Origin of the sequence: Cohnella rhizosphaerae, from assembly GCF_029525575.1 — a bacterium.
GTDB lineage: Bacteria > Bacillota > Bacilli > Paenibacillales > Paenibacillaceae > Cohnella > Cohnella rhizosphaerae.
On the sequence record NZ_JAPDIA010000009.1, the window covers coordinates 387,718 to 413,900 of the forward strand.

At 62.5% G+C, this 26,183-nt stretch carries 17 protein-coding genes and 4 pseudogenes; 17 read left to right on the top strand and 4 right to left on the bottom strand.

The features are described 5' to 3' along the window. Positions 1-27: 27 nt before the first annotated feature. Together OMP40_RS36045 and OMP40_RS36050 are read left to right on the top strand one after the other, a co-directional pair. Positions 28-627, top strand: coding sequence for a Uma2 family endonuclease (locus OMP40_RS36045; RefSeq protein ID WP_277538740.1), 600 nt, complete (start codon positions 28-30; stop codon positions 625-627). An 86-nt stretch (positions 628-713) separates the two neighbouring features. Then, complete coding sequence (locus OMP40_RS36050) at positions 714-1,520, top strand: polysaccharide deacetylase family protein (protein WP_277538742.1); 807 nt, start codon at positions 714-716, stop codon at positions 1,518-1,520. Position 1,521: 1 nt separating this feature from the next. On the opposite strand, the gene OMP40_RS36055 is transcribed toward OMP40_RS36050, so the two are convergent. Continuing rightward, positions 1,522-3,159 (bottom strand): ABC transporter permease, encoded by a 1,638-nt coding sequence (locus OMP40_RS36055; protein ID WP_277538744.1) that lies wholly within the window; start codon positions 3,157-3,159, stop codon positions 1,522-1,524. On the opposite strand from OMP40_RS36055, the gene OMP40_RS36060 reads away from it, so the two are divergent. Continuing rightward, positions 3,158-3,454 (top strand): hypothetical protein, encoded by a 297-nt coding sequence (locus OMP40_RS36060; RefSeq protein ID WP_277538745.1) that lies wholly within the window; start codon positions 3,158-3,160, stop codon positions 3,452-3,454. The genes OMP40_RS36055 and OMP40_RS36060 overlap by 2 nt on opposite strands. Before the next feature lie 11 nt (positions 3,455-3,465). Here OMP40_RS36060 and OMP40_RS36065 read toward each other — a convergent pair whose 3' ends face one another. Beyond that, positions 3,466-4,272 (bottom strand): ABC transporter ATP-binding protein, encoded by an 807-nt coding sequence (locus OMP40_RS36065; RefSeq protein WP_277538747.1) that lies wholly within the window; start codon positions 4,270-4,272, stop codon positions 3,466-3,468. Positions 4,273-4,473: 201 nt separating this feature from the next. Between OMP40_RS36065 and OMP40_RS36070 the strand changes: the two genes are divergently transcribed. From OMP40_RS36070 to OMP40_RS36140, 14 genes and pseudogenes are all read left to right on the top strand, one after another. Beyond that, positions 4,474-5,145, top strand: coding sequence for a response regulator transcription factor (locus tag OMP40_RS36070; protein WP_277539720.1), 672 nt, complete (start codon positions 4,474-4,476; stop codon positions 5,143-5,145). Positions 5,146-5,220: 75 nt separating this feature from the next. Further along, positions 5,221-6,162, top strand: coding sequence for a sensor histidine kinase (locus OMP40_RS36075; RefSeq protein WP_277539721.1), 942 nt, complete (start codon positions 5,221-5,223; stop codon positions 6,160-6,162). An 86-nt stretch (positions 6,163-6,248) separates the two neighbouring features. After that, the gene (locus OMP40_RS36080) at positions 6,249-7,457 is read left to right on the top strand and encodes a sn-glycerol-1-phosphate dehydrogenase (RefSeq protein ID WP_277538749.1); all 1,209 of its coding nucleotides are present in this window, start codon (positions 6,249-6,251) and stop codon (positions 7,455-7,457) included. A 576-nt stretch (positions 7,458-8,033) separates the two neighbouring features. After that, a pseudogene (locus OMP40_RS36090) lies at positions 8,034-9,034 on the top strand (LacI family DNA-binding transcriptional regulator). A gap of 16 nt (positions 9,035-9,050) precedes the next feature. Continuing rightward, positions 9,051-10,848, top strand: a pseudogene (locus tag OMP40_RS36095) (L-fucose isomerase). A gap of 14 nt (positions 10,849-10,862) precedes the next feature. After that, positions 10,863-12,518, top strand: a pseudogene (locus tag OMP40_RS36100) (ribulokinase); the annotation flags it as partial. Positions 12,519-13,338: 820 nt separating this feature from the next. Next, positions 13,339-14,379: a glycoside hydrolase family 172 protein gene (locus OMP40_RS36105; protein WP_277538753.1), complete on the top strand. Its 1,041-nt coding sequence runs from the start codon at positions 13,339-13,341 to the stop codon at positions 14,377-14,379. Between the two features lie 31 nt (positions 14,380-14,410). Beyond that, positions 14,411-15,538: a DUF4185 domain-containing protein gene (locus tag OMP40_RS36110; protein ID WP_277538755.1), complete on the top strand. Its 1,128-nt coding sequence runs from the start codon at positions 14,411-14,413 to the stop codon at positions 15,536-15,538. A 71-nt stretch (positions 15,539-15,609) separates the two neighbouring features. Continuing rightward, entirely contained in the window at positions 15,610-17,046 is a 1,437-nt protein-coding gene (locus OMP40_RS36115; RefSeq protein ID WP_277538759.1) for an ABC transporter substrate-binding protein, read from the top strand. 344 nt (positions 17,047-17,390) lie between these two features. Then, positions 17,391-18,044, top strand: coding sequence for a carbohydrate ABC transporter permease (locus OMP40_RS36120; RefSeq protein ID WP_277538762.1), 654 nt, complete (start codon positions 17,391-17,393; stop codon positions 18,042-18,044). 270 nt (positions 18,045-18,314) lie between these two features. After that, entirely contained in the window at positions 18,315-18,905 is a 591-nt protein-coding gene (locus OMP40_RS36125) for a carbohydrate ABC transporter permease (RefSeq protein ID WP_277538764.1), read from the top strand. Positions 18,906-19,199: 294 nt separating this feature from the next. Continuing rightward, positions 19,200-21,221: a DUF6259 domain-containing protein gene (locus OMP40_RS36130; protein ID WP_277538767.1), complete on the top strand. Its 2,022-nt coding sequence runs from the start codon at positions 19,200-19,202 to the stop codon at positions 21,219-21,221. Between the two features lie 440 nt (positions 21,222-21,661). Next, positions 21,662-22,435 (top strand): annotated as a pseudogene (locus OMP40_RS36135) (DUF4185 domain-containing protein); the annotation flags it as partial. 449 nt (positions 22,436-22,884) lie between these two features. Further along, the gene (locus OMP40_RS36140) at positions 22,885-25,206 is read left to right on the top strand and encodes an S-layer homology domain-containing protein (protein ID WP_277538771.1); all 2,322 of its coding nucleotides are present in this window, start codon (positions 22,885-22,887) and stop codon (positions 25,204-25,206) included. Between the two features lie 367 nt (positions 25,207-25,573). Here the strand turns inward: OMP40_RS36140 and OMP40_RS36145 are convergent, their stop codons facing one another. Together OMP40_RS36145 and OMP40_RS36150 are read right to left on the bottom strand one after the other, a co-directional pair. Continuing rightward, positions 25,574-25,732, bottom strand: a complete 159-nt coding sequence (locus OMP40_RS36145) for a hypothetical protein (RefSeq protein ID WP_277538773.1) — start codon at positions 25,730-25,732, stop codon at positions 25,574-25,576. A gap of 9 nt (positions 25,733-25,741) precedes the next feature. Beyond that, complete coding sequence (locus OMP40_RS36150) at positions 25,742-26,161, bottom strand: hypothetical protein (protein WP_277538774.1); 420 nt, start codon at positions 26,159-26,161, stop codon at positions 25,742-25,744. Positions 26,162-26,183 lie beyond the last annotated feature (22 nt).

Genomic DNA, 26,183 nt, shown 5'->3' on the forward strand with positions numbered 1-26,183 from the left:
CTTTTTTTGCTAAGGAGGAGACTTGCCATGGATAAAAAAAAGGAATGGGAAGCGGCGATCAGAGAAAAGCGCGTGACGTACGACATTTACGCGGAGCTGCCGGAGGACGGACAGCGTTACGAGGTGCTGGACGGAGCGCTTGAGCTGATGTCGGGTCCGTCGCTCGTGCATCAGATGCTCGGCGCCAAGCTGACCTATCTCACGACGCAAAGCTGCGGCTCTGATTATTTTATTTTAACCGCCCCGCTCGACGTCATCTTAAGCCCGCGGAATGTCGCACAGCCGGACGTCATCTTCATCCACCGGAGCCGGACCGGCATCATGACGATGCGCGGTATCGAAGGCGCGCCCGATCTCGTCGTGGAGGTGTTGTCGCCGGGCTCCAGGCACAGGGATAAGGTTCGCAAGCTGGACATCTACGGGAAGCATGGCATGCAAGAGTATTGGATCCTCGATCCCGACGCCCGCACGCTGGATCGCTATGAGCAGGAAGGGGATCGGCTCGCGCTGACCGAGCTGTTCGAAGGCGAAGACCACGTCGTGTCTGACAAGCTGCCGTGCATCTCGTTCGCCTTAAGCGAACTGTTCGCGGAGGAACAGATCGGCCGTTTGCTCGCGGGCGGTTAACGGGCGGGCAAACCGTTTGACATGCAGATTCATGCGCTTATATATTAAGGCGGTGAAGGATTAAAGCCGTTAATGGCGCAAAGGAGATGGAGCGCGTGAGCGTTCAATTCAAGTGTTTTCCGGGAGGCCGGCGCAAGGCTGTCACGTTCAGCTTCGACGACGGCAGGACGCAGGACCGCAGGCTGGTCGAGACGATGAACCGGTATGGCCTCAAGGGGACCTTTCACCTGAACGCAGGCAAGCTTGGCTTGGATGGCTATATCGGTTCCGATGAGGTCGCCGGCCTTTTCACGGGGCATGAAGTGTCGGCCCATACGATCAACCATCCGTTCCTGGACCTGTATCCGACCGACGCGTTGGCCGGGGAGATCTGGCAGGACCGCATGGCGCTGGAGCGCTTGACCGGGTATCCCGTTCGCGGCATGAGCTATCCGTTCGGCACGTACGACGATCGGGTCGTCGCGGCGCTGCCCGCCTTTGGCATCGAATACGCCCGCACGACGAAGAGCCACGGCGGCTTCGAGCTGCCCGCGGATTTTTTGCGCTGGCATCCGACCTGTCACCACAAGCAGATGGTCGAACGAACGGAGGACTTTCTGAGCCGCCGGGATCGCTTCGGCAGAATGTCGCTGCTTTACGTGTGGGGGCACAGCTACGAGTTCGATTCGGACGACAACTGGGATCTCGTCGATGCCGTCGGCGAGATGCTCGCCGGCGCGGACGACGTATGGAAGGCGACCAATGCCGAGATCGTCGCGTACAAGCAGGCGATCGACCGGCTGCGTTTTTCCGCGGACTGCTCGATCGTGCACAATCCGTCCGCACGCGAGGTGTGGCTCGAAGCGGACGGACAGCCAGTCCGTGTCGGGCCGGGCGAAGTGAAGCGCCTTTAATTCACGCCGGATTCAGCATCCGGTCGTTCGAATAGACGCATACCGCATAATAAACGGAGTACACCGCGATATAAGCGCCCATCGACAGCAGGATCGGGATCGTGAAGTTCATGCCGACGAGTCCGGCCGTGAACACCTTCATGATTACGTAGCCGTGCGCGGTGCCTACCGCGAGCGGCATAACGAAGACGAACAGCGTCTGCCAGGCGATCGTCCGTCGGAGCTCCCGGCGGCTGACACCGAGCTTGCGCAGCACCGCGTACCGCCCGATGTCGGCTTGCGCCTCCGTCATTTGCTTGAAGTAGATCATGCTGCCCGTGGCCGCGAGGAAGACGAGACCGAGGAAGCCGACGATAAAAAGGAACAGTCCCGACTCTTCCTGCGTGCGCTTGTATTCCGCGTAGAAGGTGCTCAGGCGGACGTCTTCACGGTCCGCGGCCAGCGCGTTTAGCCGGTCCGCGGTCACGCCGGCCTTTTCCTGGCCTTCGACCCTGTAGACCTCGAATACGGTAGGCGCGGCTGTCTTCGCGAGCTCTGACCAGGTGACGTCGTCCACGACCGCGAACAAATCGGGGAACCGCCAGCTCAACACACGGCCTTCCAGCAAGGCCACAAAGGGCAGCGCTCTATTCTCGTCTTCCATGCGCAGTTCAAGCGATTGCCCGGCATATTCCGCATAGGTTTGATCGTCCAGCATCGGACGGATCGCTGCCGCTTCTCCTGCGGCCAGCCGGACCGTCTCGCGCCTCCCGAGCGCCTTGGACGCCTCATTATAGGCGCTCGCGGACAGGATCGATACCGTCTTCCCTGGCTCGGCGAACGAATAGTAGTGTATCGGAATATCGCGCAGGTTGGTCAGGCTCGCGTCCAGCTCGACGACGGGAATCGAGAGATGCGAGACGACCGGGTGGCCCTTGTCTGCGTCGATGACATGTCTGACGGCTTCGTCGAACGCGGGATCGACGGACGCATGCTCGTAGCTGAACGGCCGGCTCTCGGTGGTGCTGCGTTCTGCGAAGTAGTATTGGATGTACACGATGCTGAAAATGCCGAGTGTGATGCCGCTTAGCAGCGCGATCATCGAAAAGGTACGGACATGGCTGCGCACGCGGAACAACAGCTGCGATACCCCGATCATGGCGGTGCCCCGGTAATAACGGGATTTGTTGCTGCGCCAGGCGGCGAGCAGCGCCGGCACGGCCGCGCGGAACAGCAGCCAGGTGCCGAGCAGGATGCAGACGAGCGCGATGCCCATATTCAATGCGAACTGCTCGGTCGTATGAATCTCCTGAAGCGCCGAGACATAGCCTCCTGCGATCAGTAGCGCTGCTGCGAGCGCGGCCCATACCGAGACGCGGGGCGCCGGCTCGCCCTGTTTATCCGCTCTGAACAGCTCGATCAGCGAGAACTTATAGATAATCCGGTAACTGTGGAGCGAGGTTGCCAGGACGATCAGTGCGAACACGGCGATCGTATTCCCCGCGGCCTCGAGCGAGAGCCCCAAGCCGACGGACGTCGACGCGCCCATCCCGAGCAGCCGAACCAGAATCATGCCGAACAGCTTGGACAGCAGCGTGCCGACCCCGATGCCTGCGGCCAGCACGACGGCGCTCAGGATCAGGTTTTCGTAGAGCAACATGCGTCCGATCGTCTTGCGGCGCACGCCGAGCAGCGCATACAGTCCGATTTCCTTTTTTGCGGTTGCGCGTGAAGAAGGCGTTGGAGTAGCCGATGAATACGGCGGCGAACAAAGCCAGTACGAACGACGAGCCCATGAATACGGTGCGCAGGTTTTGCGAAGAGGCCATCCCCGCTTCGATGTCCTTGTTGTATTGAAGGCTGACGAACGTGAAGTAGATGACGACGCTGATCAGCATCGACAAGAAATAAATCCCGTAGTTCCGGGCGTTGCCTTTCATGTTTTTCTTGGCTAAATCCCATGGCGTCATGGCGAGCCTCTCCTTTCCGCAATCGGGCGGCGGATCATTCGACGACCGGCGCGCCGCTGCTGAGGACCGACAGCGCGTCCATGATTTTTTTTGAAAAATAGCGACCGCGCCGTCTCGCCTCTGCCGATCTCGGTGAAGACGCTGCCGTCCTTGATGAACAGCACGCGGGAGCAATAGCTGGCCGCGAACGGATCGTGCGTAACCATGAGGATGGTTGCGCGTTCGCGCAGGTTGAGCTCCTGCAGGCACTCGAGCAGGTCCGTTGCGGACTTCGAATCTAGCGCGCCGGTCGGTTCGTCGGCCAGGACGAGGCTCGGCTTCGCCACGATGGCGCGGGAGGCCGCCGTGCGCTGCTTTTGCCCGCCGGAGATCTGGTACGGGTACTTGTCCAGAATGTCCCGAATGCCGAAGCGCTCGGCGATCTCGATCGCGCGGCATTCGAGCTCCTTGATATTGGCGCGAGCCAGCGCCAGCGGCAGAACGATGTTTTCCCGGACCGTCAGCGTATCGAGCAGATTGAAATCCTGGAAAATAAAGCCCAGCCGATCTCTGCGGAATGCCGACATCCGAGCCTCATCCATATTTAAAATGCTGACGCCGTCCACTTCGATCTCGCCCGCGGTAGGTCTGTCGATCGTCGACAGCAGGTTGAGCAGCGTCGATTTGCCCGAGCCGGACGGCCCCATGATGCCGACGAACTCGCCTTCCGCGACGGTCAGGTCGATCCGCTGCAGCGCCGTGAACAGATTGCCTCTCGCGCCGTACGTTTTTTGCACATTTCTCGCTTCCACGATCGTTTTCATCGTCGATTCCTCCATCTCGGTCGTTCAAGAGCGTCAGGCCTGCGATACTTATTGTACAGGAACCGTTATGCGTTCAACCGAACAGCCGGGGCGCGCAAACTAACAATATTGTCACATACGGCGTGTTGCGCGGGACAGGCGGGGATGGTATGAATGACTCAAGCGAAAAGGCGAGCGGCCAGGGGGAGGCACGGTATGAGCATGAAAATCATGATCGTCGAGGACGATCCTACGATCAGGGAGTTGATCGCGGAAGCGCTCGGCAAGTGGGGCTTCAAGACCTGTCTCGCGGAAGATTTCGGCCAGGTGCTGGCGGCGTTCGTCCGGGAAGCGCCGCATTTGGTGCTCATGGACATCAACCTGCCCTCGTTCGACGGCTTCTACTGGTGCGGTCGGATCCGGGAGGTGTCGAAGGTGCCCATTCTCTTCCTTTCCTCGCGGGACACGCCGATGGACATGGTCATGTCCATGAATATGGGCGGGGACGACTTCGTGCAGAAGCCGTTTCATATGGACGTGCTTGTCGCGAAGATCCAGGCGCTGCTCAGGCGGACGTATACTTATCTGGACGCGCAGCCCAGCGTCATCGAGCACGATGGCATCGTGCTCGACCTGAAGGACGGGACGGTCGTCCGAGGCGACAGTAGGGCCGAGCTGACCAAGACCGAGTTCGCCATCCTGAGCCTGCTCATGCGGAACAAAGGCGCCATCGTCAGCCGAACAAAGATCATGCGCGCGCTTTGGGAGGACGAGAGCTTCGTGGACGAGAATACGCTCACCGTCAATATCGGACGCTTGCGGCGGAAGCTGGCGGAGCTGGGCCGGGAGGACTTCATCGCGACGCGCAAAGGGCAGGGGTACGTGGTGCCATGACATTCGCGGAATACGCCAGAGACAAAGTGCCTTTTTTTTGCGTTCGCGACAGGCTTGACGGCATTCGCCGCCTTGATGATGTCAGTCAGCGGCGTCGATTCGGGCACCGTCCTGTACGCTGCATCCGCCTGCATCGTTTATACGATCGCGTATGCCTGCGCGGGTTATCTGTACCGGAGAGGATTCTACCGGGAGATCGAGCTAAGCACGAAGGTTAAGGACGTCAAGGTCGATCACCTGCCGAAGCCGCAGACGCGGGGTCAGGCGCGGCTGCTGTCCTTCGTCCGACATCGGCAGGACGAGCACGAAGAACGGCTGAGCAGTCTGCGGGCCGAGATGCGCGAGCATCAGGACTTCGTCATGTCCTGGATTCACGAGGTGAAGCTGCCGATCTCCGCCGTGCGGCTGCTGCTCGAGCGAGAGGAGACGCTGCCCGAGCCGCTCGCGGACAAGCTGGAGGACGAGATCGCCAAGATCGACAGCTATGTGGAGCAGGCGTTGTATTTTTCGCGCATCGATTCCTTTTCCAAAGACTACTTCATCGCCGAGCTGCCGCTGCAGACGGTCGTCAAGGCGAGCGTGCGCAAATACGCCAAGCTGTTCATCAACAAACGGATCGCCTTCGACATACAGGAAGGAGAAATCAGGGCGCACAGCGACGGCAAGTGGCTGGCCTTCATCGTCGAACAGATTATGGCGAACGCGCTTAAATATACGCCGGAACAAGGAAGAATCGCGGTCGGCTGGGACGAGGATGCGGCGGAAAAGCGGCTGTGGATTGAGGACGACGGGATCGGCATTCCGCCCGAGGAGCTTGGCCGCGTCTTCGACAAAGGCTTCACGGGAACGAACGGCCGCGTCCATGCGAAGTCCACGGGCCTCGGCCTCTACCTGGCGCGGCAGATGGCGCGCAAGCTCGGGCACCGGCTGTCCGTCAGCTCCGAGCAGGGTGCGGGCACGCGGCTTACGATTCATTTTCCGAAATTCAGATCGTACATGGACGTCGGCCGGCCGTGAGGCAAGCTTGCGCTTGCGCCGAAGAGCGAATAGGCGTTTACTAGGTGGAGGAAGTTCGATGGATTTGGAGGAGGAGAGGCGGCACCGTGAACTCACATACCGATATTGTTGCTTTCGTCAAGCATGGGGCCGAGACTAGGGGCATTCGCTTGTCCGAAGTGGCATTTCCGGACGAGATCGTCCTAGCGCCTGGTGCGTCTGAGCGATTGCCGGCCTACTTGAAGGAGAAAGGCCATCGTCGGGCACTGCTGGTCGGCGACCCCCTTACGATGGCTGCCGCTAACGGCGACGAGCTGGCCGATGCGCTCCGCGAGCTGGGGATCGCCGCCGAGGCGACGCTCGTGAAGCCGAACGCGGCGGGCGACGTCGTGGCGGACGAAGCGACGATCGTGCAGACGCTGCTGGACATACAGCAGCACGGAGCAGACGTCGCTATAGCAGTCGGCGCGGGGACACTGCACGACATCACGCGATATGCCGCCTATACGGCAGGCTTGCCGTTCGTCTCGGTGCCGACGGCGCCGTCGGTCGACGGCTTCACCTCGAAGGGCGCGCCGCTGCTCATCCGCGGCGATAAGATTACCGTTCCCGCGATCGGTCCTGCGGCGATTTTCGCGGATACGGACATTTTGGTGCAGGCGCCGGGCGCGATGGTTGCGGCCGGCTTCGGCGACATGCTCGGCAAGTACACGTCCTTGTTCGATTGGAAGGTCGGACATGCGCTCGGCGGCGAGGACTACGACCCCTATGTCGCCGAGCTGACCGCTATGGCGCTTAATGAATGCGTTGCGAGCGTCGAAGCGATCGGCGCCCGGACTCCGGCGGGCATCGAGACGCTGACGCGGGCGCTGATCGTGTCTGGACTCGCGATGCTCATCTTCGGCCAGTCGCACTCCGCGTCGGGCGCCGAGCATCATTTGTCGCATTATTGGGAGATGGAGCTGCTGCGGACAGGTCGCCGGCAGGTGCTCCACGGGGCGAAGGTCGGCGCGGCATGCGCCGTCATTGTCGAGCATTACCGCCGTTGGCTCGGGCAAGCCGCGGCGGCCGACGCCTCGGGTCCGGCCGCGGCGCTGGCCGCCCAGCTAGGCGACCGGCTGCCAGAAGTCGCGGGATGGCTTGGCGAGCTGCCCGACGCGCCGCGCATCCGCGAGCTGCTGCGGACTGCGGGCGGGCCGGCGTTGCCGGAAGCGCTCGGCATCGAGGGCGAGCTGGTCGCGCGGTCGCTGCGCGAAGCGGACGAGATCCGTCCGGGCCGCAAGACGCTGCTGCGGATGATCAACGGGCGGCGGTGAACGAAGCTTGTCCGCATCGCCTCAAAGAAAGGTGAGGCCGGGCAAGCTTTTTTAACGATTCAGAAAAGTATAAAAGGACGGAGGAATCACTGAAGAACCAGGCATTGGGCACAGGACTCAGGAGGCGCTATTTCGTAAAAATCGGTCCAGATGGGGGTCGTAGCGGACTGGACGGATGTTATTTACTCGGATCAAGTCTAAACAATGCCGGCGATTCCGAACTAACGGCCCCTGTGTCCGCGGAGGGGCTGCAAACAGGGATTTGACCAACAATAACGGCCACCCAGTCCGTCATTTACGCTTGAATAGGAATGCGCCAGCCAAAGGCCGCAGTCGGCTTTTTATACAGTCGGAAAATAGAGTCGTTGCGGATGGCGCAGCTTTCGGATCGACAGGGATGTATTCGCTCCAGGCTTAGGCTGGCATCCGTAACGAGTATCGAAGCGCTTTTTTTAAAATCCGACAGCCTCGTTAAAATCCGCTTGACGACGGTTGCGATTTGTTTTACGATGTGTGTGTAATCGATTACGTAAACGATTCCATTGACAGTCATAGCAAGCGGCAGGAGTGAAGGCAGTGCCGAAGGCAACGATCAAGCAGGTGGCGGCGGAAGCGGACGTATCGACGGCGACCGTATCCAGGGTGCTGAACGATAGCGGGTACGTGAGCGACGAGATTCGCGCGCGCGTGATGACGGCGGTGGAGCGGCTGAACTATCAGCCGAGCGCCATCGCCCGCAGCCTCAAGCAAGACAAGACGTATATGATCGGCGTGATCGTACCCGATATTTCCAACTCGTACTTCGCAGGCATCTCGCGGGGGGATCGAGGATGTCGTGGGCCGGGACGGATTCCAGCTCATGTTCTGCAGCTCGGACGAGAATCCCGGCAAGGAAGCGAGACTGCTTCGGCTTGCTTCAGGAAAAGCGCGTCGACGCGATCGTGCTCGCGACCGCCGGCGGCAACGAGCAGACGGTATCCGCGCTCGCCGAATCCGGTCTGCCGGTCGTGCTGATCGACCGCAAGCTGTCGGGAGAAGCGGATCTGGATCTGGTCGCCGAGGACAATGAGGACGGCGCGAAGCGTCTGATGAGCAGGCTGCTCGAAGACGGGCACCGCGTCATCGGCGTCGTGAACGGGCCGGCGAGAGTCAGCACGGGACGCGAACGCTACGAAGGCGTGATCGCGGCGATGCGGGAGCGCGAGATCGAGCGGGAACCGATCGTTTACAACGGAGACTTCTCGACCGAAGACGGCATTCGGGCCGTCCGCACGTTTCTCGAAGCCGAGCCGAAGCCGACGGCCATCGTCTCGCTCAATAACCGCATGAGTCTCGGCGTGCTGCTCGAGATCGTGCGCCAGGGCTTGCGCATTCCGGACGATATCGCCGTGGCCTCGTTCGGGGAGGTCGAAGCGGGCTCGCTGCTGAAGGCGCCTAAGCTCTATTACATCGACCAGCATCCCTACGATATGGGCCAGCGGGCGGGAGAGATTCTCCTGCGGCGCCTCGGCAAGGACGGGGAAGGGCAAGCGCCGATACAAGAAATATTTCGCAACGAGATTAATACAATTGAATGAGAGGATGGGCTTGGAAATGAATCAAAGCGGAGCGTACTGCAATCGATTGCAGGGAAGCCTTCCGAAAATCGGCATTCGTCCGATCGTCGACGGCAGGCGCGGCGGGATCCGGGAATCTCTTGAGGATGTCACGATGGACATGGCGCGCAGCGTGGCGGCATTTCTGTCGGAAAATCTGCGCCATAGCGGCGGCCAGCCGGTCGAATGCGTCATCGCCGACACCTGCATCGGCGGCGTGGCCGAGGCCGCGCGGACGGAGGAGAAGTTCGAGCGCGAAAACGTGGGCCTGTCGATATCCGTGACGCCGAGCTGGTGCTATCCGACGGAGACGATGGATACCCATCCGACGCGACCGAAGGCGATCTGGGGCTTCAACGGCACGGAACGTCCGGGCGCGGTGTATCTGGCCGCGGTGCTGGGCGCGCACAATCAGAAGGGCCTGCCGGCCTTCTCCATCTACGGACAGGACGTTCAGGATATCGGAGATACCGAGATTACGCCGGACGTACAGGCCAAGCTGCTGCGGTTCGCGAAGGCGGGGCTTGCGGTCGCGACGATGCGGGGCAAGTCGTATCTGTCGATGGGCAACGTCTCGATGGGCATCGCGGGCTGCATCGTGGATGAGCCGTTTTTCCAGCGCTACCTCGGTCTGCGCAACGAATACGCCGACATGACGGAGTTCGTCAAGCGGATGGAGCTTGGCATCTACGACAAAGAGGAGTTCGAACGGGCGCTCGCCTGGGTCAAGGAGAATTGCCGCCCCGGCGCGGACGTCAATCCGGCGCACCTCAAGCGCTCCGAGGAGCAGAAGGAGAAGGACTGGGAGACGGTCGTCAAAATGACGCTGATCGCACGCGACCTGATGGTCGGCAATCCGCGGCTCGCCGAGCTCGGCTTCGGCGAAGAAGCGCTCGGCCGCAACGCGATCGCGGCCGGCTTCCAAGGGCAGCGCTCCTGGACGGACTACTTCCCGACCGGCGACTTCATGGAGGCGATCCTGTCTTCCTCCTTCGACTGGAACGGCATTCGCGAGCCGTACATGCTGGCTACCGAAAACGATACGCTGAACGCCGTGACGATGCTTTTCGGCCACCTGCTCACGAACGCGGCGCAGATTTTCGCCGACGTGCGCACGTACTGGAGCCCTGAAGCGGTGAAGCGCGTGACTGGCTACGAGCTGGAAGGCCCCGCTGCCGGCGGCGTCATTCACCTGATCAATTCGGGCCCTGCCGCGCTTGATGGCACGGGACGCCAGACGCGCGACGGCGAGCCGGTCATGAAGCCGTTCTGGGAGATTACGGACCAGGAGGTGCGCGATTGTCTGGAGGCGACGGAATGGTGTCCGGCGGTGGACTTCTTCCGCGGCGGCGGCTTCTCGACCGACTTCACGACGCGTGCCGGCATGCCCGTCACGATCGCCCGCGTCAACCTGGTCGCAGGCGCAGGCCCGGTGCTGCAGCTGGCCGAAGGCTTCACGGTCGAACTGCCGGACGAGGTGCACGACAAGCTGGACCAGCGGAGCAATCCGACGTGGCCGACGACCTGGTTCGTGCCGAGACTGACCGGCGAGGGGCTGTTCAGGGACGTGTATACTGTCATGAACAACTGGGGCTCCAACCACGCGTCCATTAGCTACGGTCATGTCGGCGCCGATCTGATCACGCTGGCCTCGATGCTGCGGATTCCGGTCAGCATGCACAACGTCGCGGACGATCAAGTATTCCGGCCCAGCTACTGGACGGCTTTCGGGGGGTCTCGAGCCGGTCGGCGCGGATTATCGCGCTTGCGCGGCGCTCGGGCCGCTCTACAAGTAAGGGGGCGCTTGAAAATGAGCAAGCGGTATGCGGTCGGCGTCGACTACGGCACCGAATCGGGGCGGGCGCTGCTCGTCGATATCGCGACGGGCGAAGAAGTCGCGACGCACGTGACGCCTTACCGTCACGGCGTGATCGACGAGGCGCTGCCGGGCGCCGGGCTTAAGCTCGAGCCGGACTGGGCGCTGCAGCACCCCGAGGATTATATGGAGGTGCTCCGACAATCCGTGCCCGCCGTGCTGCGGGAAGCGGGTGCGAGCGCAGACAGCGTGATTGGCATCGGCATCGACTTTACGGCCTGTACGATGATGCCGCTCGACGCGTCGGGCACGCCGCTGTGTCTGAAACCCGAATGGCGGGACAATCCCCATAGCTGGACGAAGCTGTGGAAGCACCATGCCGCGCAGGACGAGGCGAACAAGATCAACGAGACGGCGTCGGCGCGTGGCGAAGCGTTCCTCGCCCGCTACGGCGGCCGGACCTCCTCCGAATGGATGCTGGCGAAAATCTGGCAAATTCTCGACGAGGCGCCGGACGTATTCGACAGCGCGGATCTGTTCATGGAAGCGGCCGATTGGGTCGTCATGCAGATGACGGGCAATCTTGCCAGGAACAGCTGCACGGCGGGCTACAAGGCGCTCTGGCACAAGCGGGACGGCTTCCCCTCGGCGGCGTTCCTCGAAGCGCTGGATCCCCGGCTCGCGGACCTGCCCGATACGAAGCTAAGAGGGCCGATCCTCCCGCTCGGCGCCAGGGCGGGCGGCCTGTCGGCGGAGATGGCGGAGGCGATGGGACTGGCGCCGGGCACCGCGGTCGCGGTCGGCAATATCGACGCGCACGCGATGGTGCCGGCCGTCGGCGTCGTGACGCCGGGCAAGCTCGTGCTGACGATGGGAACGTCGACCTGCCACCTGCTGCTGACCCAAGACGAAGTATTGGCGGAAGGCGTCAGCGGCGTCGTCGAGGACGGCATCGTGGCGGGGTACTACGGCTACGAAGCCGGACAGTCCGCCGTGGGCGACATTTTCGCCTGGTACGTGGAAGAAGCGGTGCCCGCCTACGTGAAGCAAGAGGCCGAGTCCGCCGGCATGGGCGTCCATCAGTGGCTGGAGCGGCAGGCCGCCACAGCCCTTCCCGGCGAGAGCGGATTGCTCGCGCTCGATTGGTGGAACGGCAACCGCTCGGTGCTGATGGACGCGGATCTGACGGGGCTTATCGTCGGGCTGACGCTGGCGACGAAGCCGGCCGAGATCTACCGCGCGCTGCTCGAGGCGACCGCGTTCGGCACGCGCAGAATCATCGAGGCGTTCGAAGCGGGCGGCGTGGCCATCGACGAGCTGTACGCCTGCGGCGGACTGCCGCAGCGCAACCGGCTGCTTATGCAGATCTATGCGGACGTGACGGCCCGCGAGATCCGGATCGCGGATTCGACGCAGACGGCCGCGCTCGGCGCGGCGATGTTCGGCGCGGTCGCGGCAGGCGCCGAAGCGGGCGGCTTCGATTCGGTCGCGGAGGCCGCGGTCCGCATGGCCCGCATCCGCGAGGAGACGTTCAAGCCGAACCCGGCGAGCGTCGAAGTTTACGAGCAGCTATACCGCGACTACAAGGAGCTGCACGATTATTTCGGCCGCGAGAGCGGCGTCATGAAAAGATTAAAGGCGTTAAAAAAGCCATCCGCATTGACGGATGTGCTTTCTCGCCAAAACTGCAATCGATTGCGGGATGGGGGGGAAGCGGGAAGCGAGAAGCGGCAAGCCGACGCTAGCCGCGCCTGATGCGGCAGCCGACGCTGGCCGCGCTCGAGGGTAGCCGACGCTGGCCGCGCTCGAGGGTAGCAGACGCTAGCCGCGCCCGAGGGTAGCTGACGCTGGCCGCGCCGGTTGCAGTAACGACGCTAGCTGTACTCGATACGGTAGCCAACCGCTAACCGAATGAACCAATGGTCGCGACGACAGCGGTAGGTTGTACGATAGCCGTACTCGATGCAGCCGCCGACGCTCGTCACGCCCGACACACCAGCCTAAAGCTACCGTGCAAAAGTGCACCATCCAAGGCGGGTATGGAGCGTTTTTGCGGTCTATCGTGCAAAAGTGCGCGATAGCACGTCTCTTTCAGCGAGAAATCGGGAGGCTACGGGTCAAAATCGTGCACTTTTGCACGGTAGGCGGAGCGACGAACGGGTGCGGATCTCTATCGTGCACTTTTGCGCGGTAGCCCCTATATCGATGATGTGCGAAGGGCTATAAGAGCGCAAGCCGAGCCCGTAGCCGACCGCTAGCCGATCCGGCAACCTGGCCTTGCGCGGCCCGCCCCACAGCCGCTCGCTCCTTTTTTTACCCGCCGACTGCAATCGATTGCCGAAATCCGCCGAAATACAGCCGGGCAGAAGAAATCCAGACATAAAGGAGCGCATTCACCCATGGAAATGCAGCAAAGCTTGACCTCTCTCAGCCAACAGAGAACCGGCAAAAAGAAAACGCGAATCCAGCTATGACCGCACCGGGGGGAAACAAGGACTACTTCTCGATCGGGCCGGGAGACAACGCGGTCGTCTGCGACATTCCAGGCGCGGGCGCCATCACCCACATCTGGATGACGATGGCGACGGACGCGCCCGCGGAAGAGGCGTACCTGCCCCGCAAGATCGTGCTCCGCATGTATTGGGACGGGGAGACCGAGCCGAGCGTTGAGGCGCCGATCGGGGACTTCTTCGGGATGGGCCACGGCATCACCAAAAACTATACGTCGGCGGCGCTCATGATGAGTCCAGAGGATGGCAAGGCGTTCAACAGCTTTTTCCGGATGCCGTTCGCGCAGGGGGCGCGCATCGCCGTCGAGAGCGAAGCGGAGCAGCCGATCAAATTTTACTTCTACGTCGACTACGAGGCGTACGACAGCCTGCCCGCGGACGAACTCCGTTTCCATGCGCAGTGGCGCCGCGAATGCCCGACGGACGGCATCCCCGATGAGGGCGTGGACAACGCGGAGTTCGAATTCGGCGGCAAAAACACGACGGGCGACGGCAACTACGTCATCCTGGACGCGGTCGGCCAAGGTCACTACGTCGGCTGCAACTTCAACGTCCACAACCTGCGCGAGACGCGGGAGTGGAACTGGTACGGCGAAGGCGACGACATGATTTTCATCGACGGCGAGCCTTGGCCGCCGACGCTGCATGGCACGGGCATGGAGGATTACTTCAATACCGCGTGGTGTCCGCAGCAGGAGGTATGCACGCCTTACCACGGCATCATTCTGGGCGGCGGTCCGAACTGGAGCGGCAAAATCTCGACGTACCGCTATCATATTCTCGATCCGATCATGTTCGACCGGAGCATCAAGGTCACGATCGAGCACGGACACAACAACCATCGGAGCGACGACGTGTCCTCGACCGCTTATTGGTACCAGTCGGAGCCGCATCAATCGTTCCCGGCGCTGCCCAAGGTCCAGGGACGCCTGCCGCTGCCGGATCTCAAGCCGATGAACCCGGCCACGCTGTCGCGCATTTTCGGACATCAGAACCCTTGAGTCGTCCCTATTTTTTGAAGGAGGTGGTAGCGTGAAGCCCAAAGCGGGCCTGGCCGCGGCAGCCGCGGCAATTCTTCTGTTCGCGGCAAGCGGCTGCGCGGGCGGCGCGAAGGAGAATCCGATGCTGGGCGTTTCCGGCGAGCCTTTCGTGCTCAAGGGGATCTCGGGACTTGCGCAGGTGGGGCAGATCACCGGGGCGGAGTCGCCGAACAAGACGGATCGCTACGCCGTCTACGGCACCGATCTCGGCTCGATGATGAACGCGCGCGATCGGACGTACTTCGTCTTCGGCGATACGTTCGGCGAACGGCCGGCCGATCAGATCGGCGGAGGCGGGAGCTACTGGCGGTCCAATACGATCGGCTACACGACAGACAAGACGCCCGAGGACGGCATCGCGCTCGACGGCATGATCGTGGACGAAATTGGAACCGCCAAGGAGCTGTTGCCGTCCAAGAAGATCGACTATGATGAGATGACCAAGATCCCGACGCATGGCGTCGAGGCGAACGGCGCGCTTTATTTGTATTACATGTCGGTCAGTCATTGGGGAGACCCCGGCAAGTGGGATGCGGGCTATGCCGGCATCGCGAAGTCGACGGACGACGCGCAGAACTGGACGCTGCTCGATGCGCCGAAGTGGCCCGGGGACAGCGCGTTCGTTCAAGTGAGTCCCTACAAAGTGAAAAACGAAGACGGTACGCCGGATATTTACCTCTGGTGCATCCCAGCAGGGCGCTTCGGCGGCGTCAAGCTGATGAAGGTCGCCGAGACCGACATCGAGCGGCAGGATGCCTACCGTTATTATACGGGCAAGGACGACAAGGGAAAGCCGCGCTGGAGCGCGGACATGAACGAGGCGGAGACGGTCGTGGACGACACCGTCGGCGAGCTGTCCGTCGTGTGGAACCCGTACGTGAAACGGTGGCTCATGACCTATCTGAAGGAAGGGCGCGGCGTCGTCATGCGGGAAGGACTGTCGCCCTGGGGGCCTTGGGGCGAGCCGCTCGACCTGGTGACGAAGGAGCAGCAGCCCGGCTTGTACGGTCCGTTCATGAACGACCGGTACAACGCGCAGGACGGAAAGACGATCTACTTTGCGTTGTCGCTGTGGGACCCGTACAATGTTTTTTGGTTCAAGGCTTCGCTGGAAAAATGAAAGCGCCTTCGGTTTAAGCGCAAATTGCGTTTAAATAGCAGCCTTACACAAATAAAAGGGAGGATTCACCCATGCAACTTCAAAACGGCAAAAAGCTCAAATCCCTGACGGTCCTGTCTTCCGCGCTTCTGACGCTGTCCCTGGCTGCGACTGCCTGCGGCGGATCGAACGGAGACGGCAACGCGAGCCCCAGCGCCTCGGGCGGCAACAGCCCTTCTGCAAGCGCTGGAGCAAGCGCTTCCGCCAGCGCCTCTCCGAGCGAGAGCGCGGAGCCTGCCGAGAAGGTGACGATCGATTTCTGGGCGCAGAAGTTCGAGGACACGACAGACGCCTGGTTCAAGAAGTACGTGGACGCGTACAACAAATCGCAAAATAACGTACAGATCAAGCTGACGATCGTGCCGGGCGACGCCTGGGACCAGAAGATGAAGGCCGCCCAGGCTGCGGGCAAGGCGCCCGAGATTCGCACGCTGAGCTACGGCAACATCGCGACCTCCGCCAAGACGGGCCAGATTTTGCCGCTTAACGATCTGATGGACCCGGCCGTCTTCGACGACCTGTACGACAACGTCAAAGACTTCGTCACCGTGGACGGCAAGTATTATGCGTATCCGAAGCTGGTCGAGCCTTCGACCGTCATGTACTACCGCAAGGATCTGTTCCAGGCGGCCGGGCTCGATCCGGAGAAGCCGCCGACCACCTGGGCGGAGCTGCTGGAGGACGCGAAGCTGCTCACCAAAAAGGGCGTATTCGGCTTCTCCATCGCGCAGAACGCGGGAGATCTGGGCTGGTCGAGCTGGGGCTTGCAGTATAACGCCGCGGGTCATCTGGCGCTGACGGACGACTGGTCCAAAGCGGACATCAACAACGACGGCTACAAGGCGCTCTTCAAGTTCTATCAGGACGCCTACCAGTCCGGCGCGATGCCGAAGCAGCAGCTGGCCGGCTATACGGACATCAAGGGCTTCGGCGAAGGCAAGGTCGCGATCCAGGTCAACGGCTCCTGGGCGATGGGGCAGCTGCGCAACACGTACAAGGACATGGTCGGCAAAGTCGGCATCGCGCCGATGGCTTCGATCGACGGCGATCAGACGAAGCCGACGGCGACGCTCGGCGGCTGGACGCTGGCCGTCGACGGCAAGGCGAAGCATCCGAAGGAAGCGGCCGGCTTCATCCAGTATTTGCTGGCGGGCGATCCGGCCATCATGATCGACTTCTTCAAGACGGCGCAGTTTTCCAAGTTCTCTCCGCGCAAGTCCGTGGACGAAGCGATGAAAAGCGATCCGGACGCCTCCAAGGACGAATGGCGCGCGCTCATCGCCGAGAAGATCATCCCGTACGCGAAGGCGGAGCCGATCTATCCGTGGGATGTCGCGATGGCCGTATCCACCGGCATCGAGTCGGCGATGAAGGGCACCAGCGTCGACAAGGCGATCGCCAAGGCGGAGAAGGATATCAACGACTTCGTCGCCAAGAACAAGCTCGCAGGCACCAACCCGAAGTCTTAAGATTCGCTGCCCGCGCGTCTTAACGAACGGCGGCATCCGGCGGTCGCCACCCGACCGGCGGATGCCGCCCTCATCCCGAGCATGGCGGTGATTAATGATGGCCAAATCGAATACCGTATCCAAATTCAAGCAGGACAACAAGACCGCGTACCTGCTGCTCGCGCCGATCGTGATCCTGCTGACGATCTTCGTCGTCATTCCGTTTTTTTTACGCCCTCGTCGTCAGCTTCTACGACTGGAGCTTCTACCAGGAGTCCAAGTTCGTCGGCTTCCGCAATTATTATCTTGTCCTCACGGACGACCTTTTTCTCGAATCGGTCTGGACCGGCCTGAAGTTCGCGCTGATGGTCGTGCCCGCGATGCTGATTTTGTCCTTTTTGTTCGCAAGCGTCGTCAAAAACCTGTCGCCTCGCTTTTCCGGCTTCGTCAAGACGTCCATTTACATTCCGACGATCATATCCGGCATCGTAGCATCCGTCATTTTCGTTTTTATCTACGACTATACCGCCGGCCTGGCGAACTATATTCTCGGCTGGTTCGGCGTCGAGCCCGTCGCCTGGCTCGCCGAAGTGCGCACGGCGCTGCCGAGCATCGCGGTGCCGGCGATCTGGCTCGGCTTCGGCCTCACGTCGCTCATTATGCTGTCCGGCCTGCACGACATTCCGGAGAGCTACTACGAAGCCGCCGAGCTCGAAGGCGCCGGCACCTGGGCCAAGATGCGCTACATCACGATCCCGCTCATGCGCAACGTCATCCTTTTCCTGCTCGTGACGGGCTTTACCGCCCAGATCTCGCAGTTCGAGCTGTCGCTCGTCATGACGAACGGCGGTCCGCTCAGCGAGACGGTGACGCCGAACCTGTATATCCTGAACCACTTCCGCAACGACGTGATGGTCGGCAATTCGATCGCCGCCTCTCTGCTGCTGTTCGTGGTGCTGGGCAGCATCTCCGCCGTCATCTTCCGGGTGCTTAATTCCGAGAAAGCGATCGACGGTTAATCCGCGCCGGGCGCGAGAAAGGGAGGAAGCGAAGCATGAAAACACTGACCGCAACTCAAAAAACGATCATCACGGTCATCTCCGCGTTGGTCACGCTGGCCGCCTTGTTCCCGCTGCTGTGGGTCGCGATCGCCGGCTTCAAGGAGCGATCCGAGGTGCTGGCGACGCCGTTCCGGTTTTTTCCGAAGCGCTGGCTCGTGCAGAATTATACCGATATCCTCGGCGATTGGACGTTCGTCCAGTCGATGCTCGTGACGTTCGGGGGGCGCGGTGCTGTTCGCGGCGCTCAGCCTGGCCGTCAACGCGCTGGCGGCCTATGTATTCGCGAGGCTGGACTTCAAGTTCAAAGGGCTCCTTTGGGTGTACGTCATCACCACGATGTTCGTCCCGGGCATGGCGATCCTGCTGACGTCCTTTATCGTCGTCAACAAGCTGGGCATGCTCGACACGCTGGCCGTGCTCGTGCTGCCGGGCGTGGCCTCGGCCGGGCATATGTTTTTCATCCGGCAATTTTATTTGAATATTCCGCTCGCGCTCGAGGAAGCGGCCCTGATCGACGGCGCCGGCCGGATCCGGATTTTCACCGGCGTGTTCCTGCCGATGTCGTTCCCCGTATTCGTCATCGTCGGGATCGGCTCTTACCTGGCGTACTGGAACTCCTTCGTCTGGCCGACGATGACGATCACCAACCCGCATCTGTTCCAGATCATGCAGTACCTGTACACGTTCCGCTCCGAACGGGCGACCGAGATGGGCATGCTGATGGCGGGCTCGGCGCTGTCCGCGCTGCCGACGATCGTCCTGTTCCTCATCTTCCAGCGGCATATCATCTCGGGCATCAAGATCTCCGGCTTGAAATAAAGGAAAAATGGGGGGAAGCGATGCGATGATCGTATTGGAAAACGAAGCGCTGCGGATCGAATTCGGGGGAGCGGGACGGCGTCATCCGGCGCCTGCTCGACCGTCGGCGAGGCATCGATTATATCGCCGCCTCGGACGAGGGCGGGGGAGCCTTTTCGCATCGAGACGGACGAGGGCTTCGATAGCGGCTTCGAGTCGTTCGCGTGGTCGGCCGCCGAAGGGAAGGCGGATGCGACGGCGAATGAAAAGGCGGACGTAAAGGCGTACGTAAAGGCGGATGCGAATGCGGATGCGATGAAGGGCATCACCATGACCTGGCGGACGGCGGACGGCTTCCTCGTGGAGGCCGCCGTATCGCTGGCCGCGGACGGAGAGACGCTCTCCTTCCGCTGCGCGGCCCAGGGCGCGCCGGCAGCGCGGCTGCTCAGTCTTGAGTATCCGATCTTTCCCGATATCGGAGCCGTCACGCCTTCGGGCGAGGCGGACTTCGTCGCGCATCCGTTCGCGACCGGCGTCCTCGTCCGCAATCCGATGAAGCACTTCGCGCCCGGCGGGATCGGGATGCGGCACATGCCGTACCCCGAATGCTTTTCGGGCGCCTCGATGCAGTTTTTCGCCTACTACGGACTGGGGCGCGGCGGTCTTTACTTCGCTGCGCTCGATGGCGAGGCGCATCCGAAGTGGCTGAATTTCTACAAAAACGGCCGGGACCTGCTCGAAGCGTCTTTCATTCACGGATGCGAGGATATCGGCAACGGCAAGGGCGTCGCCCCCGCGTACGAGGTTCGGATATCCTTCCTGAACGGAGACGGCTGGCACGAGGCCGCGGACCGCTACAGAGCGTGGGCCGAGGCGCAGCCCTGGTGCGCGAAGGGCAAGCTCGCGGACCGGGCCGGCGGGGACGGCGACTGGCTGTTCAGGGACATGGGCGTCGCGACGTTCGGCATCAACGCAGGCAGCGACCGCACGCCTTGGCTGCATGCGTACCACAAGCATATCGGCACGCCGATGTTCCACGTGCTAGGCCCCGACTGGACGAATGCGCCCCAGACGTTCGGCAGCGGCGTGCCCGGCGGCTTCGACGACTGGTTCCCGACCCGGTTCGATCCGGCCAATCTCGCCGTCATGCGGCAGTACGGCGACAAGTTTGCCCCTTTCGAATTCGACTACCTCTATCACTTCGGCGGCGCGGACGGCGAGCTCGGACGCGCGGCGGCCCAGAAGTTCCCCGACAACAAAAAAAGCGTGGACGCCTACAACTTCCCGTTCCTGTGCCCGGCCCATCCGTATACGCACGACTTTCACGTCAAAAGGGACGCGGAGCTGCAGCGGACGGTCGGCGTAGACGCCATCTACTACGACATCTCGGCCAACAACATCCTCAAAGTATGCATGGACGATTCGCACGGACATCCGGTCGGCGCGGGCCGGCTGATCGACGAAGCTTACCGCCGCAACTACGCGGACACCAAGGCCGCGATGGCCGACATCGCGGGCCGGTACGTGCCGATGGGCACCGAGATGATCAACGAGACGATGCTCGGGCTGATCGATTATTACCAGGCGCGGGCAGGCGGACAGCCGGCGGCGCCGCTAGAGATCTGGCCGAAGCGCGACCTGCTCAAGACCGGCGACGCCGAACTCATTCCGCTTTTCAGCTACGTATATCACGACTTCGGCGTGCTGCGCATGGACGGCTGGGGCAAGCTGGTCCGGGAGATCGGCGACCTGTTCTATTACACGGTAGCGCGTACCTATCTGTGGGGCGGTCTGTACGAGCTGAACTACGAGTACAGTCCGATGGAGGCGCTGGACGGCAAGGAAAATCCGCCGGAGGAGCACTACTATACTTTCGATCCGAGAGGCTACGCCTTTGACGAAGAACGGGCGGATTACGTCGGCGTCTACGCGAGACTGCGCGTCGGCGCCGCCAACAAGTATTGGGCGTACGGCCGGATGCTGCGTCCGCTCGCGTTCGCGAGGGAGCGCGTTGCGGTCGATTGGTATCACTACAATCACGGCAAGGAGACGCCGGAGTTCAACGACGCGGGCCGGATCGAGGTCGATGCCGTCGTCCATGCGGCCTGGCAGTACAAAGAAGAGAGCGTCGGACTGTTTTTCGCCAATGCAAGCGGGGAGGCGCGTCGGGTGACCATGCGCCTGGACCCGGCCGCTTACGGCAAGAGCCGGATGGCGGGTCGTCTCTACGCGCTTGGGATGGAGGGCGTCGAAGTGCCGGGATTCGAACGCGGCGCGGACGGCGGCGTCGCGTTCGCGCTGCCCGCCGGAAGCGTCGTTATGCTCGAGCTGACCTGAGGGGCGCGGTAGGCAGGGGATCGTGCGCGATCGGAGGGCGGTTCGTGCGCGAGCGGTCCGGTCGATCTGGCGCTGACCCGGCCGGGAGATACGGCTTTGCTCGTCGCGACCATGCAGACGACGGCTGTGAGGCCGATTGCTTGGTCTTGTTTTGAGGCATATCGATACGACTTTTAATGGAGGATGAGATATGGCACGCCATGGAAAATCGAAAGCGTCGATCTCGACCGCGCTCGCAGGGCTGCTGCTGGCGGCTTCGCTCACCGCGCCGGCGTCGGCCGCGTTCGCAGATGATCCTTACGGAAGCGGCGGGCAGTCCCTGCCGGCGGATTCGACGTCCTACGAGCTGATCGGCACGAAGGCGACGAAGGTCGCCAGGGTCACGGGAGCTACGCCGGCCGGAGAGACGCTCCCGAATCCGAACGAGACGAAGGCCAACTATGCGCTCGGCGGCACGGACCTCGGCATCGCGTGGGACGCGACCACCGATCCGGCGCATCCGAAGACGATGGTGCTGTTCGGGGGATTCGTTCGACAGCTGGAGCGGCGACGGCGGCGGAGGCGGCGGCTGGCGGAGCAATCTGCTGGCGCTGTCGGAGGATCGGGATCTGACGGACGGACTGACGTTCAAGACGATGATCGCGGATCCGGCAATGCCCGGCTATGCCAAGGAGATCATCGGATCTGCGCACGACACGAGCGGCAACGGCGATTTTACGGCGATTCCGGCAGCGGGCGTCACGGTAGGCAACAGGCATTATATCGAATACATGCAGATCAAAGCGTGGGGCGCGGCCGGCCGCTGGACGACCAACTTCAGCGAGATTGCCTACTCCGACGACGACGGCCAGACCTGGACGAAGTCGGGCGTCAAGTGGGATTCCGGCAGCAAGTTCGCGCAGTCGGCCTATCTGAAGGACGGCGGCTACGTCTATATGTTCGGGACGCCGACCGGGCGGTTCGGCGGCATCTATCTCTCCCGCGTGCCCGAAGCGGACATCCTGACGAAGGCATCCTACGAATATTGGAACGGCACGGATTGGACGGCGAACGACGAGACGGCGGCGGTCCGGATCGTCGACGCGCCGGCAGGCGAGCTGTCCGTCGCCTACAACGCTTATTACGATAAATACATCATGACGTATCTCAACGAGGATCGCGCGGCGATCGCGCTCCGCAGCTCCTCGGAGCTGACGGGCGGCTGGTCCGGCGAATCCGAGATCGCCACGGGGGGAGGAATACCCCGCGCTCTACGGCGCGTTCATCCACCCCTGGAGTCTGCAGGGCAAGGATCTCTATTTCCTCATGTCGCAATGGCAGCCGTACAACGTATTTCTAATGCATGCTACGCTCGAGCTCGGCAGTCCCGCGCGCAATCTGATCGCAGACCCGAACTTCGAGGATCAAACGTCCGGCACGATCTCGGCGCCGTGGGCGCTGGAGAGCGGCAACGGCGGCGTGGATCGCAACGGCGGCTTGTCCCGCAGCGGCGCCAATAACGTATGGCTGCGCATGAACGCCGGATGGAACGCGATCAAGCAGGTCGTCGCCGTCCAGCCGCATACGAAGTACAAGCTGACCGGCTTTATCAAGACCGGACCGAGCAATCAGGACGGCTACTTCGGCGTTCGGGGGAGGCACTGGCGCGACGCCGCTCAGCGAGGTGAAGTTCGGCCGGCTGGACGACTATACAAAGCAGACGGTGACGTTCGATTCGGGCGACCATACATCCGTGACGGTGTATACCGGCGATTGGCCGAACGGCGATACGTGGATTCAGCTGGACGACTACAGCCTGGTGGCGGTCGACGACGTCGCGCCGGTCGTGACGCTGAACGGCGAAGCGGAGGTGACGCTCAAGCTGGGCGGTACGTTCACGGATCCGGGCGCGAAGGCGATCGATGACATCGACGGAGATATCTCGCGAAGGATCGTCGTGACGGGCAGCGTGGATACTGGCAAGTCCGGCACGTATACGCTGACGTACAGCGCGGCCGACGCGGAGCGCAATACGGGCGCTGCCGTTCGTACGGCGACGGTGCTTGATCCTGTGCTGCCGGAGGGCATCGGCCTGGACCGGGAGGAGCTGGCGCTTGAGGTCGGCAGTACGGCGACGTTGACGGCCGCGGTCTCGCCGGAAGACGCCGACGACAAGCGCGTCGTCTGGACGTCGCACCGTCCGGCTGTCGCGACGGTATCGGCAGCCGGCGAAGTGCGCGGCGTCTCCGAAGGCACGGCGATCGTCACGGCGACGACCGCGCTTGGCGGCTATACGGCGATCGCGGTCGTCTCGGTGAAGCCGGCCGTCGGTCCGGCGGCGCCGCAGTGGCCGGAAGGCGCGGCGCTGACCGCGTCGGAGATCGGACAGACGGGCCTTAAGCTGAGCTGGCCTGCGGCATCGGGCGAATCGCCGACCGTCGCCTACGCGGTATACGGCGGAGATTCGCTGATCGGAGAGACGAGCGTGTCGTCGACCGTCTATCAGGTGACGGGTTTGACCGCCGGCACGAGCTATTCGTTTACGGTGAAGGCGATCAACGAGGCGGGCAAATGGAGCGAAGGCCTGAGCGCGAGCGTATCGACGGTATCCTCGGACCCGGGCGGCGTCGGCGGCAATCCGGGCGGTGCGAACGGCGGCACGGCGCCTGACGGAGGGACTCCGCAGGTGACGGACGGCACGATTGCCGTGAAGGCGAGGCCGGATGCCGAAGGCAATGTCGTCGTCGGCTTGAGCGCGGATGTGATCAAGCGGGCTATCGCAGGCGTCAAGGACGGGCGGTTGCGGATCAAGATCGACGTTGGGGCAGAGACGGCAAGTTCGACAGGGATGGCAGGCGCGGCTGGTGCGACAAGCTCGACAGGGACGGCTGGCGCGGCTGGTGCGACAAGCTCGACAGGGATGGCTGGTTCGACAAGCTTGGCAGGCTCGACGGGTGCTTCAGGGACGGAGGACTCGACAAGTCTGGCACGTGCAATACGTTCGATCAAGGTTCAGTTGCCGCTGGCGGATATTGTTGATGCGGGCGTGGGCGAGGTCGAAGTCGACGCTGGAGGTGCGTCCGTCATGCTGCGCACGGACGTTTCGGCCGGGGTGCTCGCGAAGGATGCGAAGCGACTGGAGCTGACAATCGCGAAGGCGGATGTCGCCGCACTGCCGGCAGAGTCCCGCGAGAGGATTGGCGACCGCCCGGTCTACGAGTTGGGTCTGGCCGTGGATGGCGCGAATCCGGCCTCATTCGGCTCTTCGGGCGCAGTGCGCGTGGCGCTCGACTACGCGCCGACGGCTGGAGAGCGGCCCGGGAAGCTCGTGATTTACTTTGTTGGGGACGACGGCAAGCTTCAGCCGGTGAAAAGAACGGCGTACGACGCGGTATCGGGGACGATCGTGTTCGAGCCACAGCATTTCAGCCGCTATGCGGTCGGCTACGCGGACGTTGCTTTCTCCGATCTCGCCGGCGCCGCTTGGGCGCAGGAGATGATCGAATCGCTGACCGCCAGGCAGATCATCGGCGGCACGGGAGGCGAACGGTTCGAGCCGGGCCGGGCGGTTACGCGCGCCGAGTTTTTGCAGCTGCTGCTGAACGCGCTGGACCTGAAGGATGCGTCGGCCACGGCCGACTTCAGAGACGTTGCGACAGACTCCTGGTACTACGGCGCCGTGGCAGCCGGCGCAAAGCTCGGCATCGCGCAGGGCAGAGGCGACGGCACGTTTGGCGCCGGCGATACGATCACGCGCGAAGATATGGCCGTGATGCTGTCGCGGACAACGGCGCTGAAGGGATGGAAGGGCCGCGGCCTTATGGCGGCGCTCCCCGTATCGTTCACGGACGAGTCGAACATCTCCGGCTACGCTGCCGGGGCCGTCAACGATCTGGTGCAGGCAGGCCTGATCAACGGCTTCACCGACGGTACCTTCGCGCCCCGGGCGGAGACGACGCGCGCGCAGGCCGCCGCTGTCATTTACCGGCTGCTGGCCCCGCGTTGATCCAAGCGGTTGCCGTGTGAGCTTGCGAAAACACGCCAAGAAGTCAACTGTCGACGTAGATCCACACTTGGCCCGAGCACGCTACCGACGAGCAGGAATTGTGGACGTAGATCCACACTTGGCCCATGCAAGCTACTGACGAGCAGGAAGTGAGGACGTAGTTCTACACTTGGCCCGCGCAAGCTACTGACGAGCAGGAAGTGTGGACGTAGATCCACACTTGGCCCATGCAAGCTACTGACGAGCAGGAAGTGAGGACGTAGATCTACACTTGGCCCATGCAAGCTACTGACGAGCAGGAAGTGAGGACGTAGATCTACACTTGGCCCGCGCAAGCTACTGACGAGCAGGAAGTGAGGACGTAGATCTACACTTGGCCCGCGCAAGCCAGCACCCAACCGCGGTCCTGCGCGGCACGGTGCATGGTGCTGTCGTACGACAGCACTTGGCCGCGGTCCTGCGCGACGCCGTGCATGGTGCTGTCGTACGACAGCACTTGGCCGCGGCCCTGCGCGACGCCGTGCATGGTGCTGCTCTACGACAGCACTTGGCCGCGGCCCTGCGCGCCGCCGTGCATGGTGCTGTCGTACGACAGCACTTGGCCGCGGCCCGGCGCTACGCGGTGCATGGTGCTGTCGTACGACAGCACTTGGCCGCGGCCCTGCGCGACGCCGTGCATGGTGCTGTCGTACGACAGCACTTGGCCGCGGCCCTGCGCGACGCCGTGCATGGTGCTGTCGTACGACAGCACTTGGCCGCGGCCCTGCGCGAGGCGGTGCATGGTGCTGTCGTACGACAGCACTTGGCCGCGGTCCTGCGCGGCGCCGTGCATGGTGCTGTCGTACGACAGCACTTGGCCGCGGTCCTGCGCGAGGCGGTGCATGGTGCTGTCGTACGACAGCACTTGGCCGCGGTCCTGCGCGGCGCCGCGCATGGTGCTGTCGTACGACAGCACTTGGCCGCTGCCCGGCGCTACG

Bases quoted from the DNA above. Each gene is read 5' to 3' on its own strand.
- OMP40_RS36050 (WP_277538742.1), top strand. From the start codon at position 714: ATGGAGCGCGTGAGCGTTCAATTCAAGTGTTTTCCGGGAGGCCGGCGC.
- OMP40_RS36070 (WP_277539720.1), top strand. From the start codon at position 4,474: ATGAAAATCATGATCGTCGAGGACGATCCTACGATCAGGGAGTTGATC.
- OMP40_RS36105 (WP_277538753.1), top strand. From the start codon at position 13,339: ATGACCGCACCGGGGGGAAACAAGGACTACTTCTCGATCGGGCCGGGA.
- OMP40_RS36065 (WP_277538747.1), bottom strand. From the start codon at position 4,272: ATGAAAACGATCGTGGAAGCGAGAAATGTGCAAAAAACGTACGGCGCG.
- OMP40_RS36045 (WP_277538740.1), top strand. From the start codon at position 28: ATGGATAAAAAAAAGGAATGGGAAGCGGCGATCAGAGAAAAGCGCGTG.
- OMP40_RS36120 (WP_277538762.1), top strand. From the start codon at position 17,391: ATGGTCGTGCCCGCGATGCTGATTTTGTCCTTTTTGTTCGCAAGCGTC.
- OMP40_RS36115 (WP_277538759.1), top strand. From the start codon at position 15,610: ATGCAACTTCAAAACGGCAAAAAGCTCAAATCCCTGACGGTCCTGTCT.
- OMP40_RS36130 (WP_277538767.1), top strand. From the start codon at position 19,200: ATGAAGGGCATCACCATGACCTGGCGGACGGCGGACGGCTTCCTCGTG.
- OMP40_RS36060 (WP_277538745.1), top strand. From the start codon at position 3,158: ATGCGTCCGATCGTCTTGCGGCGCACGCCGAGCAGCGCATACAGTCCG.
- OMP40_RS36145 (WP_277538773.1), bottom strand. From the start codon at position 25,732: ATGCACGGCGTCGCGCAGGGCCGCGGCCAAGTGCTGTCGTACGACAGC.
- OMP40_RS36075 (WP_277539721.1), top strand. From the start codon at position 5,221: ATGATGTCAGTCAGCGGCGTCGATTCGGGCACCGTCCTGTACGCTGCA.
- OMP40_RS36055 (WP_277538744.1), bottom strand. From the start codon at position 3,159: ATGTTGCTCTACGAAAACCTGATCCTGAGCGCCGTCGTGCTGGCCGCA.